Origin of the sequence: Microbacterium sp. NPDC089698, from assembly GCF_044749045.1 — a bacterium.
GTDB lineage: Bacteria > Actinomycetota > Actinomycetes > Actinomycetales > Microbacteriaceae > Microbacterium.
The window spans coordinates 448432-462723 of the sequence record NZ_JBIVHE010000002.1 but is presented as its reverse complement, the minus strand read 5'-3'; the positions used below and the strand labels follow the sequence as shown (position 1 = coordinate 462723).

Genomic DNA, 14292 nt, shown 5'->3' with positions numbered 1-14292 from the left:
AGCCACCTACCCTCGGCTCTCTCAACGTTTCACGTGAAACGTACGGCCAGATAGGTGGGTCGGTACGTCGTCCTACACGGATCAACCACGACGATGGCGATTCCGAAGGAGGGCGAAGGGGTGTGCGGTCCGCGAATATCGGGAGGGGCCCGCGAAGCGGGAAGGAACCCGCCGATTCGCGGACCGCACACCCCGCAGCCCGGGCGCCACTGATCGAGGCTGCGTAGCCAACAGTCGCAAAGGGATGCCGCCCGAACGAAAGACTCAGCCGCGGACGGTCGCGCGCAGCACGCGCGTGGTCTCGGAGAGCACGCCCTCACCGAGGATCTCGACGCGTACGTCGCTCAGCAGGAACTTCCGGATCTGCTTCTGAGCCGCCGTGATCTCGTTCTCGGCATTGACACCCTTGAGCAGCGCGAGCTCTCCCCCGCTGCGAGCCAGGGGTGCGGTCCACGGGAGAAGCGTGCGCAGCGCGCTGACCGCCCGAGCGGTGACCATGTCGAAGGTCCCGCTGAGCCCGACCTCCTCCGCACGCCCGCGCACGACGGAGACGTTCGAGAGCCCGAGTGCCGTGACCTGCTCGTCGAGCCATGCCACACGGCGTTCCATCGGCTCGACGAGCGTGAACCGCACATCCGGTCGAGCGATCGCCAGCACGATCCCGGGCAGTCCGGCACCGGATCCCACGTCAGCGACAGAGCCGTGGAACAGAGGGGCGGCGATCGCGCTGTTGAGGATGTGCCGGGTCCACAGTCGCGGCACCTCGAGCGGGCCGATCAGGCCGCGCTCCTCGCCTTGCTCGGACAGCGCTGCGGTGAAGGCGCGCGCCAGATCGATCCGATCACCGAAGAGGGCCGACGCGGCAGCCGGCTCCTGCTCGAGCTCGGACGACACGGGTTCAGACATGTTTCACGTGAAACGTCAGTGCCGACGGATGACGGTGTGCCGGGTCGGACCCTCGCCGTAGGACTCGGAGATGAGGCCCCGCTCCGCCACAATGTCGTGAACCAGCTTGCGCTCGTAGCTCGACATCGACGGCAGAGATGCCTGCGATGCACCCTCGTCGAGCTTCACCACGGCCGAGTCGACCAGACGCTCGAGCTGCGAGCGCCGGGCATCCCGGGAGCCGGCCACGTCCAGGATCACGCGGGAGAAGGATCCCGTGCTGCTCTGCACCGCGAGGCGGGTGAGCTCCTGCAGCGCCTGCACCGTGTCGGGAGCGGAAAGCAGGCGGAGACCGTCGCCCTCCGCCTCGACCGAGACGTAAGCGCGGCCCTGCTTGACGTCGAGGGTCAGATCGCCGTCGATGTCGGCGATGTCCAGCAGACCCTCGATGAAGTCCGCGGCGACGTCACCCTCGTTCTCGAGGTCGGATACGGTCGGCTCGGCGACATCCTGCTCGGTCATGCTTTGTCTCCGTTCGGGGTCTTGTCCTGATCCCTCTTCGCGCGCTTGGCGCTCTTCGGCTGCTGCCTCTTGGGCTGCTGGGCCCGCAGACGCTCGGCGTCCTCGAGCATCTTCTGCTGCTCGGCCTCGTAGGCGGCCATGGGCACGACCTTGCCCTCGGAGTTGATGGCCTTGCCCTTGCGGGCGAGACGCTCCTCGCGCGCCTTGGCGGCATCGGATCCGGGTGTGGGCATCTCTCGGAGCACGAGGAACTGCTGGCCCATGGTCCACAGGTTGCTGATGAACCAGTAGATGACGACGCCGAGCGGGAAGAACAGACCGGAGAAGATGAAGCCCAGCGGCAGGATGTAGAGCATGATCTTCTGCATCTGGTACGCCTGACCGGTCTTGGCCTCGGGCGACAGGTTCTTCGAAATGATCTGCAGCTGCGTGAAGAACTGGGATCCGATCATGAGGATCACCAGGACGACGAGGATCGCGACCGTGGTCTCCCAGCCGGCCGGCTTCTGCTGCACGGCGTCGGTGAGGCTGGTGTGCAGCGGGGCGACGCCGAACAGCGTCGCGTCGTAGAACTGCTTCGTGAGCTGCTTCGTGAGCAGCCAGACACCGCCTTCACCCGCCTGCGCGTGCTTCTTCACGTCGCTCAGCGTGTAGAACATGCCGAGCAGGAAGGGCATCTGCACCAGCAGCGGAAGACAGCTCGACATCGGCGTCGTGCCGTGCTTCTTGTACAGCGCCATGGTTTCGCGACTCATCGCCTCGCGACTCAGCTGGTCACGCTTGCCCTTGTACTTCTCCTGAACTTTCTTTAGTTCAGGGGCGATTTCCATCATCTTGCGCTGGCTCTTGATCTGCCGCACGAAGAGCGGGAAGACCGCCGCGCGAATGACCAGCACGAGGCCGACGATCGACAGCACCCAGGTGAGACCGGCAGCGCCCGGCAGGCCGATCGCGGTGAACAGCCAGTGCCAGGCGACGAGGATCGCCTCGACCAGCGCCTTGAACGGCCACATGACGATGCCGAGCAGATCGAAGCCGCCGCTCGAGGCAGCGGGCGTCGTTGACGCGGCAAACAGGAGGTCGGAACCCACTGATCAGTCCTTTCGGGAGGGTACGACGAATCCTCGTGGCGTGAGGGCGTGTCGGAAGTCGGAATGCGGTGGCACGTCGTCCACGCCGCCGTGGCTCCAGGGATTGCAGCGCAGGATCCGCCACGCCGAGAGGCCTGCGCCCTTCACCGCGCCGTGCTGCTGCACCGCACCTACAGCGTAGGCGGAACAAGATGGGTAGTACGCACAGACATCGCCGTACAGCGGCGAGACCACCGCGCGATAGGCCGTGAGGAATCCCAGCACGAGGTTGCGCGGCACCAGCGGGACCGCCCGCAGCGCGTCCGCAGCGTGCAGATGCGCGGTCCCCCGTGAGTACGCCGGAAGAGCGCTCATCGCGCACCCCGTTCCACGGCCCGTGCGAGATCTGAGAGCAGATCCGCGAAACGCGCCTCTGCCGCGGAGGGCAGGGCGCGAATCACGATGTCGAGGCCGTCGGGCAGCGGGAGCTGGCGGGCGCACGCGTCCTTCAGGCGTCGCCGGACGGTGTTCCGGGTCACAGCGTTTCCCACTTGCTTGCTCACGATGAAGCCGAAGCGCACAGGGCGCTGTTCACCGGTGTCGAGCACCGAGACGACCAACCGCGGCCCGCCGTACCGCCGCCCGCGCCGAACCACCGTGCGGTAGTCGGACCCGCGGACGAGGCGATGCGGGCGGGCGAGCACGGGTTACGCCGAGAGCTCGACACGGCCCTTCGTGCGGCGGGCCGAGAGGATGGCGCGGCCGGCGCGGGTCCGCATACGGGCGCGGAAGCCGTGCTTCTTGGCGCGACGACGGTTGTTGGGCTGGAAAGTGCGCTTGCTCATGATTTCTCCGGGAAGGGAAGCTGTCACCGGGATCGATGCGGCCGGAGACGGTGGACAAAGACTGCCGAAATGGCATAAGTCAACCGATTAAGGCTACGACGTCCACCCCGACATCGCAAACCGAGCAGCCGAAAGGATCATTATCCACACCTGTGGAGGGATCCTTCAACAGGGACACGCCGTCCGTGGTTCCCAGTCGCAGGTTGCCCTCGCGGCCCAGGCTGACTACCGTGGCACGAGCAGTTATCCACAGGCAGCGTGTCCATGTCCGCCCGCTGTGCCGAGTCGCCCGGGGGAACCATGTCCGCAGCCGCAGAGTCCGAGGTCCCCATCTGGGACGAACTTCTCGCGGAGCTCGCCCGTGACGAGCGCGTCACGGCGCCTCTCCAGGGCTTCCTCAACCTGGCCGTCCCCGCCGGCGTGATGACGGCCACGCTCTACCTCGAGGTGCCGAACGATCTCACCGCGGGGCAGATCAACAAGCGCCTGCGCCTTCCGATCATGGAAGCGCTCGCCCGCATCGGCGACGAGGTCACCTCTTTCCGCGTCACCGTCAACCACGACATGGTCGAGCAGCAGACCCTGCCGATCCCGGTCGCCGACTTCGTGCCGGGGCGGCAGGAGCCCACCCGCGTCGACTCCCCCATCGAGCAGCAGCCGACGCCCACCCGTCACGAGTCGCGGTTGAACCCGAAGTACGTCTTCGACAACTTCGTCATCGGCCAGTCCAACCGCTTCGCGCACGCGGCCGCCGTGGCCGTGGCCGAAGCACCCGCGAAGGCCTACAACCCGCTGTTCATCTACGGAGGCCCCGGACTCGGCAAGACCCACCTGCTCCACGCGATCGGCGACTACGCGCAGTCCCTGTACGCCGGGGTCAAGGTGCGGTACGTCTCGAGCGAGGAGTTCACGAACGACTTCATCAACTCGATCGCCAACAACCGCGGATCCGCCTTCCAGGCGCGGTACCGCGAGGTCGACATCCTGATGATCGATGACATCCAGTTCCTGCAGGGCCGTGCGGAGACCCAGGAAGCGTTCTTCCACACCTTCAACCAGCTGCACGACCACAACAAGCAGGTCGTCATCACGAGCGACCTTCCGCCGAAGCACCTCACGGGCTTCGAGGAGCGGATGCGCAGCCGGTTCGAGTGGGGCCTCATCACCGATGTGCAGGCGCCCGACCTCGAGACGCGCATCGCGATCCTCCGCAAGAAGGCGCAGAGCGAGCAGCTCCATGTTCCGGACGACGTGCTCGAGTACATCGCCACCAAGGTCTCGTCCAACATCCGCGAGCTCGAGGGTGCCCTCATCCGCGCCACCGCCTTCGCCAACCTCAACCGCTCCGCCCTCGACATCGCCACGGCGCAGACCGCGCTGCGGGACATCGTCGACCAGGACGAGGACAGCATCGTCTCGCCGACCGACATCATCACGACGACGGCGAACTACTTCAAGCTCTCCGAGGACGATCTGTACGGATCCAGCCGTTCGCAGCAGATCGCGACCGCACGGCAGATCGCCATGTATCTCTGCCGCGAACGGACCAACCTGTCCCTCCCGAAGATCGGCCAGCTCTTCGGAAACCGCGACCACACCACCGTGATGTACGCGTACAAGAAGATCAGCGAGCTCATGAAGGAGCGCCGCGCGATCTTCAACCAGGTGACCGAGATCACCGCCCAGCTCAGCCGGCGCTGAGGCCCGCCCCGCGCTCAGCCGCCTCCACGCGTCCGCAGGACGGACGCTGAGGGCCGTTCGGCGATCCCGCCGCGAATTCCGGCATCCGCCTCGCCCGGAAGTCCACATGTGGATAACTTGGGGATATCTCGGGATCAGCACGGCGTGGAATCCCCATCCGGGACCACGATCTGTGGATAACTCGGGGAATCGGATCCGCGCACGATCCCCCGGAACCCCACTGTTTCCGCAGGATCTCCACAACTCACACGTTTGTAGTTCCCTAGAGCCGCAAAGCATCCCCAGAGTTATCCACAGTATCCACAGGCGTTAACACTGTTAAGAACTCCTTTCGAATCCCGGTCCATCGATCACCACCGGGTGCCCGGTTGGGGATGGATCCGGATCCGAGGCACTTGGACCTGGACCTGACGCCGCGTGGCATTAGCATGGGATCCCCTGGTGTCTGCCAGGGCGCGGAGGAACGTGTCATTCCTCCGCCTTCAGTCGACGGAGGAGCGCCGGTGAGGTTCCAGGTCAATCGCGATGTCTTCAGCGAAGCTGTGTCCTTCGTCGTCAAGCTGCTGCCTCAGCGCAACCCGCAGCCGATCCTGGCCGGAGTCCTGATCGAGGCCGGTGACGAAGGGCTCACCCTCTCGGCCTTCGACTACGAGGCCTCCGCGCGCACCACGATCGAGGCCACGGTCGACGAACCCGGCACGATCCTCGTGCACGGCCGCCTTCTGTCCGACATCGCCAGCCGTCTGCCGAACGCCCCGATCGAGATCTCCGTCGAGGAGGACGGCGGCATCGCCGTGCGCTGCGGATCCGCGCGCTTCACCCTCGCGGCCATGCCGGTCGAGGAATATCCTTCGATCCCCGAGGTCACCGGCACCAGCGGCGTCGTCCCCGCCGAGGACTTCGGCACCGCGATCGCACAGGTCGCGTTCGCCGCCTCGCGCGATGACGTCACTCCGGTGCTCACCGGCGTCCAGCTCGAGGTCAGCGAGAACACCCTCAGCCTCGTGGCCACCGACCGATACCGGGTGTCGCTGCGCGACGTGCCGTGGGACGGCGAAGCCGCGGAGCAGACGGCGCTCGTCCCCGCCCGCACGCTGCAGGAGGTCGGCAAGACCTTCGGCCACGCAGGCACGATCCAGATCTCGTTCTCCGGCGCCGGCGACCGCGAGATCATCGCGTTCACCGCGGGCAACAAGACCGTGACCTCATTGCTGATCAAGGGCAACTTCCCCCCGGTCAGGCGCCTTTTCCCCGAGCAGACCGATCATCACGCGGTCGTCAGCACCGCGGACCTCACGGAAGCCGTGCGTCGTGTCGCGCTCGTGCTGGACCGCTCCGCGCCGCTGCGGTTCACGTTCGACACCTCGGATGTCACGATGGACGCCTCGGGCGGAGAGCAGGCCCGCGCCTCCGAGTCGGTCGACGCGCACCTCAACGGCGAAGAGGTCACCCTCGGCCTGAACCCGCAGTACCTGCTCGAGGCTCTCGGTGCGCTCAAGAGCGAGTTCGTCCGCGTCACGTTCACCTCGTCCGACAACGCGAACAAGCTCAGCCCCGTGCTGATCACCAGCCAGACGTCGGTCGACCAGGCCGGCCTCGACTCGTACAAGTACCTGCTGCAGCCGAACCTGCTGCTCCGCTGAGCGGATGAGGCTGGATCCGATCGATCCCGCTCTCGCCGCGCGGATCGTCGCGCGCGCGGAGCGGGCCGGGGACGACTGGCATCCGGAGTACCCGTTCGCCGACGAACTCGTGCCACTGCGGTCGCTGGCCTCCCGCGAGAGCGCGGATCCGGTCTTCACGATGTACGCGATCCGGGACGAGGAGGGCGTCGCGGTCGGCGGCTTCGGATTCTTCGGGCCTCCGGACGAGACGGGAACGGTCGAGTTCGGATACGGGCTCGTCCCCGCCGCCCGCGGCCGGGGTCTCGCGACGGCCGCCGTCTCCGAGGGACTGCGGATCGCCGCCGGCCACGGCGCGATCCGCGCGATCGCGGACACCGAGGAGACGAACCTCGCCTCGCTCGCCGTCCTGACGCGGGCCGGCATGTCGGAGATCCGCCGCGAGGGCGGCATGGTCTACGTCGCACGCGATCTCTGAGGCGGATCCTCCGGCCCCACCCGGTGTCGGGGCCCGCAGGTAAGGTTGCTCGGGTGATTGTGGAGCATCTCAGCCTCGTGGATTTCCGCAATTACGCGACCGCCGAGCTCACGCTGCACCGCGGTCCGAACGTGCTCGTCGGCCGCAACGGCCAGGGCAAGACGAATCTCGCCGAGGCCATCGTCTTCCTCGCCACGCTCGGCTCGCACCGGGTGTCGTCGGACGCGCCCATGGTGCGCGACGGCCATGAGGCCGCGTTCGTCCGGGCCCGGCTCGCGCATGCACAGAGAAAAGTCCTGGTCGAGGTGCAGATCAACCGCCAGGGTTCGAACAAGGCGCGCATCAACGGCGCTCCAGGTCGCACGGCGGACCTGCCCCGGTACGCGCACGTCGTGCTGTTCGCCCCGGAGGATCTGCAGATCGTGCGCGGGGATCCGTCGGCCCGACGCCGTTTCGCCGATCAGCTGCTCATCCAGCGCACTCCTCGGATGTCGGCCGTGCTCGGCGACTACGACCGGGTGCTGCGCCAGCGCACCGCGCTGCTGAAGTCCGCGCGCGCCCGCGGCATGAAGGCCGAGGCCCTGACGACGCTCGACGTCTGGGATGACAAGCTCATCGCGCTCGGATCCGAGATCATCGACGCGCGGTCCCGCCTCGCCGCCGACCTGCAGCCCGGTCTCGCCGGCGCCTACTCGGCGATCGCGGGGGCGGACCACGACCCCCGCCTGCACTGGGCCCAGTCGATCCGCGGCGGGGATCCCGAGGAGGGCGACGCCCTTCGGCAGGCGCAGGGACCGGATCAGGATGCCGGAGCCGGATCCACGGCCGAGCTCTTCCGCACCGCCCTCGCCGCCAAGCGTTCGGCCGAGCTCGAGCGCGGGCTGACGCTGGTCGGGCCGCACCGCGACGACCTCGTGCTGCGGGTGCGCGACCTCCCGGTGAAGGGATACGCCTCGCACGGCGAATCGTGGTCGATCGCACTCGCGCTGCGCCTCGCGTCGGCCGAGCTCCTCCGCGCGGAGTCCCCCGCGGGGGATCCGGTCCTCATCCTCGACGACGTGTTCGCCGAGCTCGACGCCGAGCGCCGCCGCCGCCTCGCCGGGATCACGGCCGGATACGAGCAGGTGCTCGTGACCGCCGCGGTCGAGGAGGACATCCCCGACGTGCTGCACCGCCACGTCGTCCGGGTCTCGGCCGGCATGATCACGGACGAACGTGAGGTTCGGGGCGCAGAATCGACGTTTGGGGCGCAGGATCCCACGGAATCCCGGCAGGATGCGCCCCAAAACGAAGAGATGCGCCCCGAAACAGAGGCGACGGCCACCACGACGGAGGACCGGGAGGTGAACGATGATCGTGCCTGAACGCTCCGAACCGGAACGCTCCGTGTCCGACGTCGCCGTACCCGACGTCCCCGAGTCGGACGTGCCCGAGACCATCGCGACCTACCTGCGCCTGCGCGGGCTCAAGCCGAGCTCGAAGAACTGGAAGCGCAAGAAGCGCCTCGTCGACGACGAGAACGCGCCGTTCACCGCCGGCCGGGATCCCGGCACGCTCGGCGACGTGCTCGCGAAGCTCACCAAGGATGCGGGCTGGGAGGCGGCGCTGAGCCGGGAGGATCTCGTCCTCCAGTGGGCGGAGCTCGCCGGTCCCGACACCGCGAAGCACTCCGAGCCCGTGTCGCTCGACGGCGGCATGCTCACCGTCAAGTGCGACTCGACGGCCTGGGCGAAGAACCTGCAGTACATGCGCGCGGTGATCATCACCGAGATCGGGCGCCGGTATCCGGAGGCCGGTGTTCAGAACATCCGCTTCGTCGGGCCGGACGTCCCTTCGTGGAAATGGGGCCCCAGAGTCGCTCCAGGGCGCGGTCCGCGCGATACCTACGGTTAGGACATGATCCATCCCGTCCTGGGGGACTTCAGGCGCGCAGAAGCGCGTACAACGAGACAGGAAGGGGTCTTTCCGATAGACTGAGCGTCTAGATCTTCGATGTGGAGCCTCCCCTCAGATGACGCCTGAAACCCCCTCTGACGCGAACGAATCGACCGCGAACGACTCGACCCAGACGGGGGCTGAAGCACCCGGATCCGCGACGAAGCCGACCGCGCCTGCTCCGGATGTGGAGTACGGCGCCGACTCGATCCAGATCCTCGAGGGTCTCGAGGCGGTGCGCAAGCGCCCCGGCATGTACATCGGCTCGACCGGACCCCGGGGGCTGCACCACCTGGTGTACGAGATCGTCGACAACTCGGTCGATGAGGCCCTCGCCGGCTACGCGGACACGATCCTCGTGACGCTCCTGGCCGACGGCGGCGTCCGCGTCATCGACAACGGGCGCGGCATCCCGGTCGACCCGCACTCCTCCGACCCGACCAAGTCGACGGTCGAGGTCGTTCTGACGATCCTGCACGCCGGCGGCAAGTTCGGCGGCGGCGCCTATGCCGTCTCCGGCGGTCTGCACGGCGTGGGATCCTCCGTGGTCAACGCGCTGTCGACCCGGTTCGACGTCGAGGTCAAGCAGAAGGGCTTCGTCTGGCGCCACAGCTTCGCGGACGGCGGCGCCCCGCAGCAGCAGCTCGAGAAGGGCGAGGCGACCGACGAGACCGGGACGGCCATCACGTTCTGGCCGGATGCGGAGATCTTCACCGAGACCGTCGAGTTCGAGTACGACACGCTGCGCACCCGCTTCCAGCAGATGGCGTTCCTGAACAAGGGCCTGCGCATCGAGCTGCTCGACGAGCGCGAGGGCGCCACGGTCGACGAGGAGGTCGACGGCACCGTCGTCACCCGCCAGCGCGCCGACGTCTTCTTCTACGAGCGCGGTCTCGTGGACTACGTCGAGTACCTCAACCACGTGCGCAAGGCCGAGGCCGTCAACGACGAGATCATCGCCTTCGAGTCGGAGGACACCGCGCGCAAGATCTCGCTCGAGGTCGCGATGCAGTGGACCACGGGCTACACGGAGAACGTGTTCACCTACGCGAACACGATCAACACGCATGAGGGCGGCACCCACGAGGAGGGCTTCCGCGCGGCGCTGACGACGCTCGTCAACCGCTACGCGCGCGCCAACAACATCCTCAAGGAGAAGGACGACAACCTCACCGGCGACGACGTGCGCGAGGGACTCACCGCGGTCATCTCGATCAAGCTCGGCGAACCGCAGTTCGAGGGCCAGACCAAGACGAAGCTCGGCAACACCGAGGCGAAGGCCTTCACGCAGAAGGTGGTCGGCGACCAGCTCGGCGACTGGTTCGAGCGTAACCCGAAGCAGGCCAAGAACGTCGTGACGAAGGCCGTCGAGGCCGCGACCGCCCGGATGGCCGCCCGCAAGGCGCGCGAGACCGCGCGGCGGAAGAGCGTCTTCGAGTCGGCCGCGATGCCCGACAAGCTCAAGGACTGCACGAGCAAGGATCCCTCGATCAGCGAGATCTTCCTGGTGGAGGGCGACTCGGCCGGCGGCTCCGCGGTGCAGGGCCGCGACCCGCACACCCAGGCGATCCTGGCGCTGCGCGGCAAGATCCTCAACGTCGAGCGCGCGCGCCTGGACAAGGCGCTCGCGAACAAAGAGGTCCAGGCGATGATCCAGGCCTTCGGCACGGGCATCGGCGAGGACTTCGATCTCGACAAGGCGCGCTATCACAAGATCGTGCTCATGGCGGATGCCGACGTCGACGGCCAGCACATCACCACGCTGCTGCTGACGCTGCTGTTCCGCTACATGCGCGGACTCATCGAGGCCGGCTTCGTGTTCCTGGCGATGCCGCCGCTGTACCGGCTGAAGTGGACGAACTCGCCGCACGAGTACGTGTACTCGGACGCCGAGCGCGACGCCCTCCTCAACGACGGTCTCGCGAACGGCAAGCGGATCCCCAAGGAAGCGGGCATCCAGCGCTACAAGGGTCTCGGCGAGATGAACGCCAAGGAGCTGTGGGAGACCACGATGGATCACACCACGCGCACGCTCCGCCAGATCACGATCGACGACGCGGCCGCCGCCGACGAGATCTTCAGCGTGCTGATGGGCGAGGACGTCGAGTCCCGCCGCAGCTTCATCCAGCGCAACGCCAAGGACGTCCGCTTCCTCGACATCTGATCCGCATGCTCCACGACAGCGGCGATCCACACGAGAGATTGATTCATGACTGACGACACTTCGACCGGCTCAGTGACCGGCCCCGACGGGCACAACCACGGCAAGATCGACCAGGTCGACCTGCAGTCCGAGATGCAGCGGTCCTACCTCGACTACGCGATGGCGGTCATCGTCGGCCGCGCGCTGCCCGATGTGCGGGACGGGCTCAAGCCTGTGCACCGCCGCGTGATCTACGGCATGTACGACGGCGGATTCCGCCCGGACAAGTCGTTCTCCAAGTGCGCCCGCGTGGTCGGCGAGGTCATGGGTCAGTACCACCCGCACGGCGACTCCGCGATCTACGACACCCTCGTGCGCCTCGTGCAGCCCTGGTCGCTGCGCTACCCGCTCGCGCTCGGGCAGGGCAACTTCGGCTCTCCCGGCAACATGGGCGCCGCCGCACCGCGATACACCGAGACCAAGATGGCCCCGCTCGCGCTGGAGATGGTGCGCGACATCGAAGAGGCCACGGTCGACTTCTCGCCGAACTACGACGGCCAGACCGAGGAGCCCGACGTCCTGCCGGCGCGGTTCCCGAACCTGCTCGTGAACGGCTCGATCGGTATCGCGGTCGGCATGGCGACCAACATCCCGCCGCACAACCTGCGCGAGGTCTCGGACGCGGCGCTCTGGGCGCTGCAGAACCCCGGACTTCCCCGTGAGGAGCTGCTCGAGGGTCTGATCCAGCGCATCCCGGGTCCGGACTTCCCGACCGGCGCGCAGATCCTCGGCACGAAGGGGATCCAGGAGGCGTACCGCACCGGACGCGGATCCATCACGATGCGCGCGGTGGTCGGCGTCGAGGAGATCCAGGGCCGCACCTGCCTCGTGATCACCGAGCTGCCGTACCAGGTGAACCCCGACAACCTCGCGGTGAAGATCGGCGACCTGGCCCGGGACGGCAAGATCACGGGCATCGCCGACATCCGCGACGAGTCCAGCGACCGCACCGGTCAGCGTCTCGTGATCGTGCTCAAGCGCGATGCGGTCGCGAAGGTCGTGCTGAACAACCTCTACAAGCACACGCAGCTGCAGGACAACTTCGGCGCCAACATGCTCGCGATCGTCGACGGCGTGCCGCGCACGCTCGCGCTCGACGGCTTCATCACGCACTGGCTCGACCACCAGATCGACGTCATCGTGCGCCGCACGAAGTTCCGCCTGGCCAAGGCCGAGGCGCGCATGCACATCCTGCAGGGCTACCTCAAGGCGCTCGACGCGCTGGACGAGGTCATCACGCTGATCCGCCGCTCGCCCACCGCGGCCGAGGCGAACGAGGGCCTGCAGCGCCTCCTCGACATCGACGAGGAGCAGGCGCAGGCGATCCTCGACATGCAGCTGCGTCGCCTCGCGGCGATGGAGCGCCAGAAGATCATCGACGAGGCGACCGAGCTCGAGGCCCGGATCGCCGACTACAAGGAGATCATCGCCGACGAGGGCCGCCAGCGCGAGATCATCCGCGAGGAGCTCACGGCGATCGTCGACCGCTTCGGGGATGAGCGTCGCACCCACATCCTGCACGGCTTCGACGGCGACGTCTCGATGGAAGACCTCATCGCCGAGGAGGAGATGGTCATCACGGTCACCCGTGAGGGCTACGTCAAGCGAACGCGCAGCGACAACTACCGGTCGCAGCACCGCGGCGGCAAGGGCGTCAAGGGCGCGCAGCTGCGGGCCGACGACCTCGTCGAGCACTTCTTCGTGACCACCACGCACCACTGGCTGCTGTTCTTCACGGACAAGGGCCGGGTCTACCGCACCAAGGCGTACGAGATCCCCGAGGCCGGCCGCGACGCGAAGGGACAGCACGTCGCCAACCTGCTCGCGCTGCAGCCGGACGAGAAGATCGCCCAGATCCTCGACATCCGCGACTACGACGCGGCGCAGTATCTGGTGCTCGCCACCCGCGGCGGGCTGGTGAAGAAGAGCCGCCTCGGCGACTACGACACCAACCGTCAGGGCGGGGTCATCGCGATCCGTCTCCGCGAGGAGGACGAGCTCGTCAGTGCCTTCCTCGCCGACGCCACCGACGACGTCCTGCTGATCAGCCGGCACGGGATGTCGGTGCGCTTCCAGGCCACCGATGAGGCGCTGCGTCCGATGGGACGCGCGACCGAGGGCGTCAAGGGCATGCGGTTCAACGGCGATGACAGCCTGCTCTCCGCCTCGCTCGTCACCGGCGACGGCTTCGTCTTCGTCGTCACCGACGGAGGCTACGCGAAGCGCACGTCGGTCGACGAATACCGGGTGCAGGGCCGCGGCGGCCAGGGCATCAAGGTCGCGAAACTGAACGATGACCGGGGCATTCTGGCGGGGGGTCTGATCGTCCAGGAGGACGATGAGGTCCTTGTGGTTCTTGCCAGCGGCAAGGTGGTACGCTCTGCCGTGGCCGAGGTCCCGGCGAAGGGTCGCAACACCATGGGCGTCGTCTTCGCGAGGGCCGCCGAGGACGATCGGATCCTCGCGATCGCTCGGAACACCGAGCGCGGCCTGGCCGACAACGACGAGTCCGAGGACTCCGGCGCGGCACCCGAGACAGAATCCCCCGAAGCCCCCGAAGGAACTGACGCATGAGCACGGTAGCCGACAAGCTCGCGAAGAAGTCTTCCCGGAAGACCTCCAGCAAGCAGGTGCGCCTGCGCCTGGTCTACATCGACTTCTGGTCGGCGGTGAAGCTGTCCTTCCTGGGGGCGGTCGCCATCGCGATCGTGACGCTCGTCTCGTTCCTGCTCATCTACCTGGTGATCGATGCCACGGGCCTGATGACCAAGGCCGACGAGTTCGTCTCGGGCATCGCCGACGGCGCCAAGCTGAGCGCCGTCATCGGCCTGCCGCAGGTGCTCGCGTTCGGATCCGTCGTCGCGATCCTCAACCTCATCGTGTTCACGGTGCTCGGCGCGATCGTCGCCGGCATCTACAACCTCGCGGTCAAGGTCACCGGCGGACTGCTGGTCGGCTTCACCTCGAACTGACGCTTTTCACCGCAGAAGGCCCGGATCCTCGGATCCGGGCCTTCTGCGTCCCTGCCGCG

The 14292-nt window shown here is 67.3% G+C and carries 14 protein-coding genes; 8 read left to right on the top strand and 6 right to left on the bottom strand.

Features of this window, described 5'->3' with window-relative positions; genetic code table 11:
• Nucleotides 1-264: 264 nt before the first annotated feature.
• Genes rsmG through rpmH form a run of 6 tightly spaced genes read right to left on the bottom strand, consistent with a single transcriptional unit; the run spans nucleotide 265 to nucleotide 3322 of the window.
• Entirely contained in the window at nucleotides 265-906 is a 642-nt protein-coding gene (gene rsmG / locus ACIPY5_RS09260; RefSeq protein ID WP_400969536.1) for a 16S rRNA (guanine(527)-N(7))-methyltransferase RsmG, read from the bottom strand.
• Between the two features lie 15 nt (nucleotides 907-921).
• Entirely contained in the window at nucleotides 922-1407 is a 486-nt protein-coding gene (locus ACIPY5_RS09255) for a protein jag (protein WP_400969533.1), read from the bottom strand.
• Nucleotides 1404-2498, bottom strand: a complete 1095-nt coding sequence (yidC, locus tag ACIPY5_RS09250) for a membrane protein insertase YidC (protein WP_309341895.1) — start codon at nucleotides 2496-2498, stop codon at nucleotides 1404-1406. The genes ACIPY5_RS09255 and yidC overlap by 4 nt, the downstream gene beginning before the upstream one ends.
• Before the next feature lie 3 nt (nucleotides 2499-2501).
• A complete protein-coding gene (yidD, locus tag ACIPY5_RS09245) occupies nucleotides 2502-2852 on the bottom strand; it encodes a membrane protein insertion efficiency factor YidD (protein ID WP_309341897.1) in 351 nt (116 codons plus the stop codon).
• Nucleotides 2849-3181 carry a ribonuclease P protein component gene (gene rnpA, locus ACIPY5_RS09240; protein WP_309341899.1) on the bottom strand — a complete coding sequence of 111 codons (333 nt, stop codon included), beginning with the start codon at nucleotides 3179-3181 and terminating at the stop codon, nucleotides 2849-2851. The genes yidD and rnpA overlap by 4 nt, the downstream gene beginning before the upstream one ends.
• Before the next feature lie 3 nt (nucleotides 3182-3184).
• The gene (rpmH, locus tag ACIPY5_RS09235; protein ID WP_105689046.1) at nucleotides 3185-3322 is read right to left on the bottom strand and encodes a 50S ribosomal protein L34; all 138 of its coding nucleotides are present in this window, start codon (nucleotides 3320-3322) and stop codon (nucleotides 3185-3187) included.
• Between the two features lie 264 nt (nucleotides 3323-3586).
• Here rpmH and dnaA point away from each other — a divergent pair, with 264 nt between their 5' ends.
• From dnaA to ACIPY5_RS09195, 8 genes are all read left to right on the top strand, one after another.
• Nucleotides 3587-5023 (top strand): chromosomal replication initiator protein DnaA, encoded by a 1437-nt coding sequence (gene dnaA, locus ACIPY5_RS09230; protein WP_400969527.1) that lies wholly within the window; start codon nucleotides 3587-3589, stop codon nucleotides 5021-5023.
• Nucleotides 5024-5526: 503 nt separating this feature from the next.
• Nucleotides 5527-6666 (top strand): DNA polymerase III subunit beta, encoded by a 1140-nt coding sequence (gene dnaN, locus ACIPY5_RS09225; RefSeq protein WP_045271324.1) that lies wholly within the window; start codon nucleotides 5527-5529, stop codon nucleotides 6664-6666.
• Nucleotides 6667-6670: 4 nt separating this feature from the next.
• Nucleotides 6671-7123 carry a GNAT family N-acetyltransferase gene (locus ACIPY5_RS09220; RefSeq protein ID WP_400969522.1) on the top strand — a complete coding sequence of 151 codons (453 nt, stop codon included), beginning with the start codon at nucleotides 6671-6673 and terminating at the stop codon, nucleotides 7121-7123.
• A 53-nt stretch (nucleotides 7124-7176) separates the two neighbouring features.
• Nucleotides 7177-8487, top strand: a complete 1311-nt coding sequence (gene recF / locus ACIPY5_RS09215) for a DNA replication/repair protein RecF (protein WP_400969519.1) — start codon at nucleotides 7177-7179, stop codon at nucleotides 8485-8487.
• A gap of 22 nt (nucleotides 8488-8509) precedes the next feature.
• Nucleotides 8510-9016, top strand: a complete 507-nt coding sequence (locus ACIPY5_RS09210; protein ID WP_400969894.1) for a DUF721 domain-containing protein — start codon at nucleotides 8510-8512, stop codon at nucleotides 9014-9016.
• Nucleotides 9017-9134: 118 nt separating this feature from the next.
• The gene (gyrB, locus tag ACIPY5_RS09205; RefSeq protein WP_400969516.1) at nucleotides 9135-11222 is read left to right on the top strand and encodes a DNA topoisomerase (ATP-hydrolyzing) subunit B; all 2088 of its coding nucleotides are present in this window, start codon (nucleotides 9135-9137) and stop codon (nucleotides 11220-11222) included.
• A gap of 45 nt (nucleotides 11223-11267) precedes the next feature.
• Nucleotides 11268-13835, top strand: coding sequence for a DNA gyrase subunit A (gene gyrA / locus ACIPY5_RS09200; protein ID WP_400969513.1), 2568 nt, complete (start codon nucleotides 11268-11270; stop codon nucleotides 13833-13835).
• Nucleotides 13832-14233 carry a DUF3566 domain-containing protein gene (locus ACIPY5_RS09195; protein ID WP_309341910.1) on the top strand — a complete coding sequence of 134 codons (402 nt, stop codon included), beginning with the start codon at nucleotides 13832-13834 and terminating at the stop codon, nucleotides 14231-14233. Before gyrA ends, ACIPY5_RS09195 begins: the two co-directional genes overlap by 4 nt.
• The last annotated feature ends 59 nt before the right edge of the window (nucleotides 14234-14292 follow it).

Excerpts from the sequence above, each read along its gene's own strand:
- gyrB (WP_400969516.1), top strand. The coding sequence starts at position 9,135 with ATGACGCCTGAAACCCCCTCTGACGCGAACGAATCGACCGCGAACGAC.
- ACIPY5_RS09220 (WP_400969522.1), top strand. The coding sequence starts at position 6,671 with ATGAGGCTGGATCCGATCGATCCCGCTCTCGCCGCGCGGATCGTCGCG.
- rpmH (WP_105689046.1), bottom strand. The coding sequence starts at position 3,322 with ATGAGCAAGCGCACTTTCCAGCCCAACAACCGTCGTCGCGCCAAGAAG.
- yidD (WP_309341897.1), bottom strand. The coding sequence starts at position 2,852 with ATGAGCGCTCTTCCGGCGTACTCACGGGGGACCGCGCATCTGCACGCT.
- ACIPY5_RS09195 (WP_309341910.1), top strand. The coding sequence starts at position 13,832 with ATGAGCACGGTAGCCGACAAGCTCGCGAAGAAGTCTTCCCGGAAGACC.
- rsmG (WP_400969536.1), bottom strand. The coding sequence starts at position 906 with ATGTCTGAACCCGTGTCGTCCGAGCTCGAGCAGGAGCCGGCTGCCGCG.
- dnaA (WP_400969527.1), top strand. The coding sequence starts at position 3,587 with ATGTCCGCCCGCTGTGCCGAGTCGCCCGGGGGAACCATGTCCGCAGCC.
- gyrA (WP_400969513.1), top strand. The coding sequence starts at position 11,268 with ATGACTGACGACACTTCGACCGGCTCAGTGACCGGCCCCGACGGGCAC.
- ACIPY5_RS09255 (WP_400969533.1), bottom strand. The coding sequence starts at position 1,407 with ATGACCGAGCAGGATGTCGCCGAGCCGACCGTATCCGACCTCGAGAAC.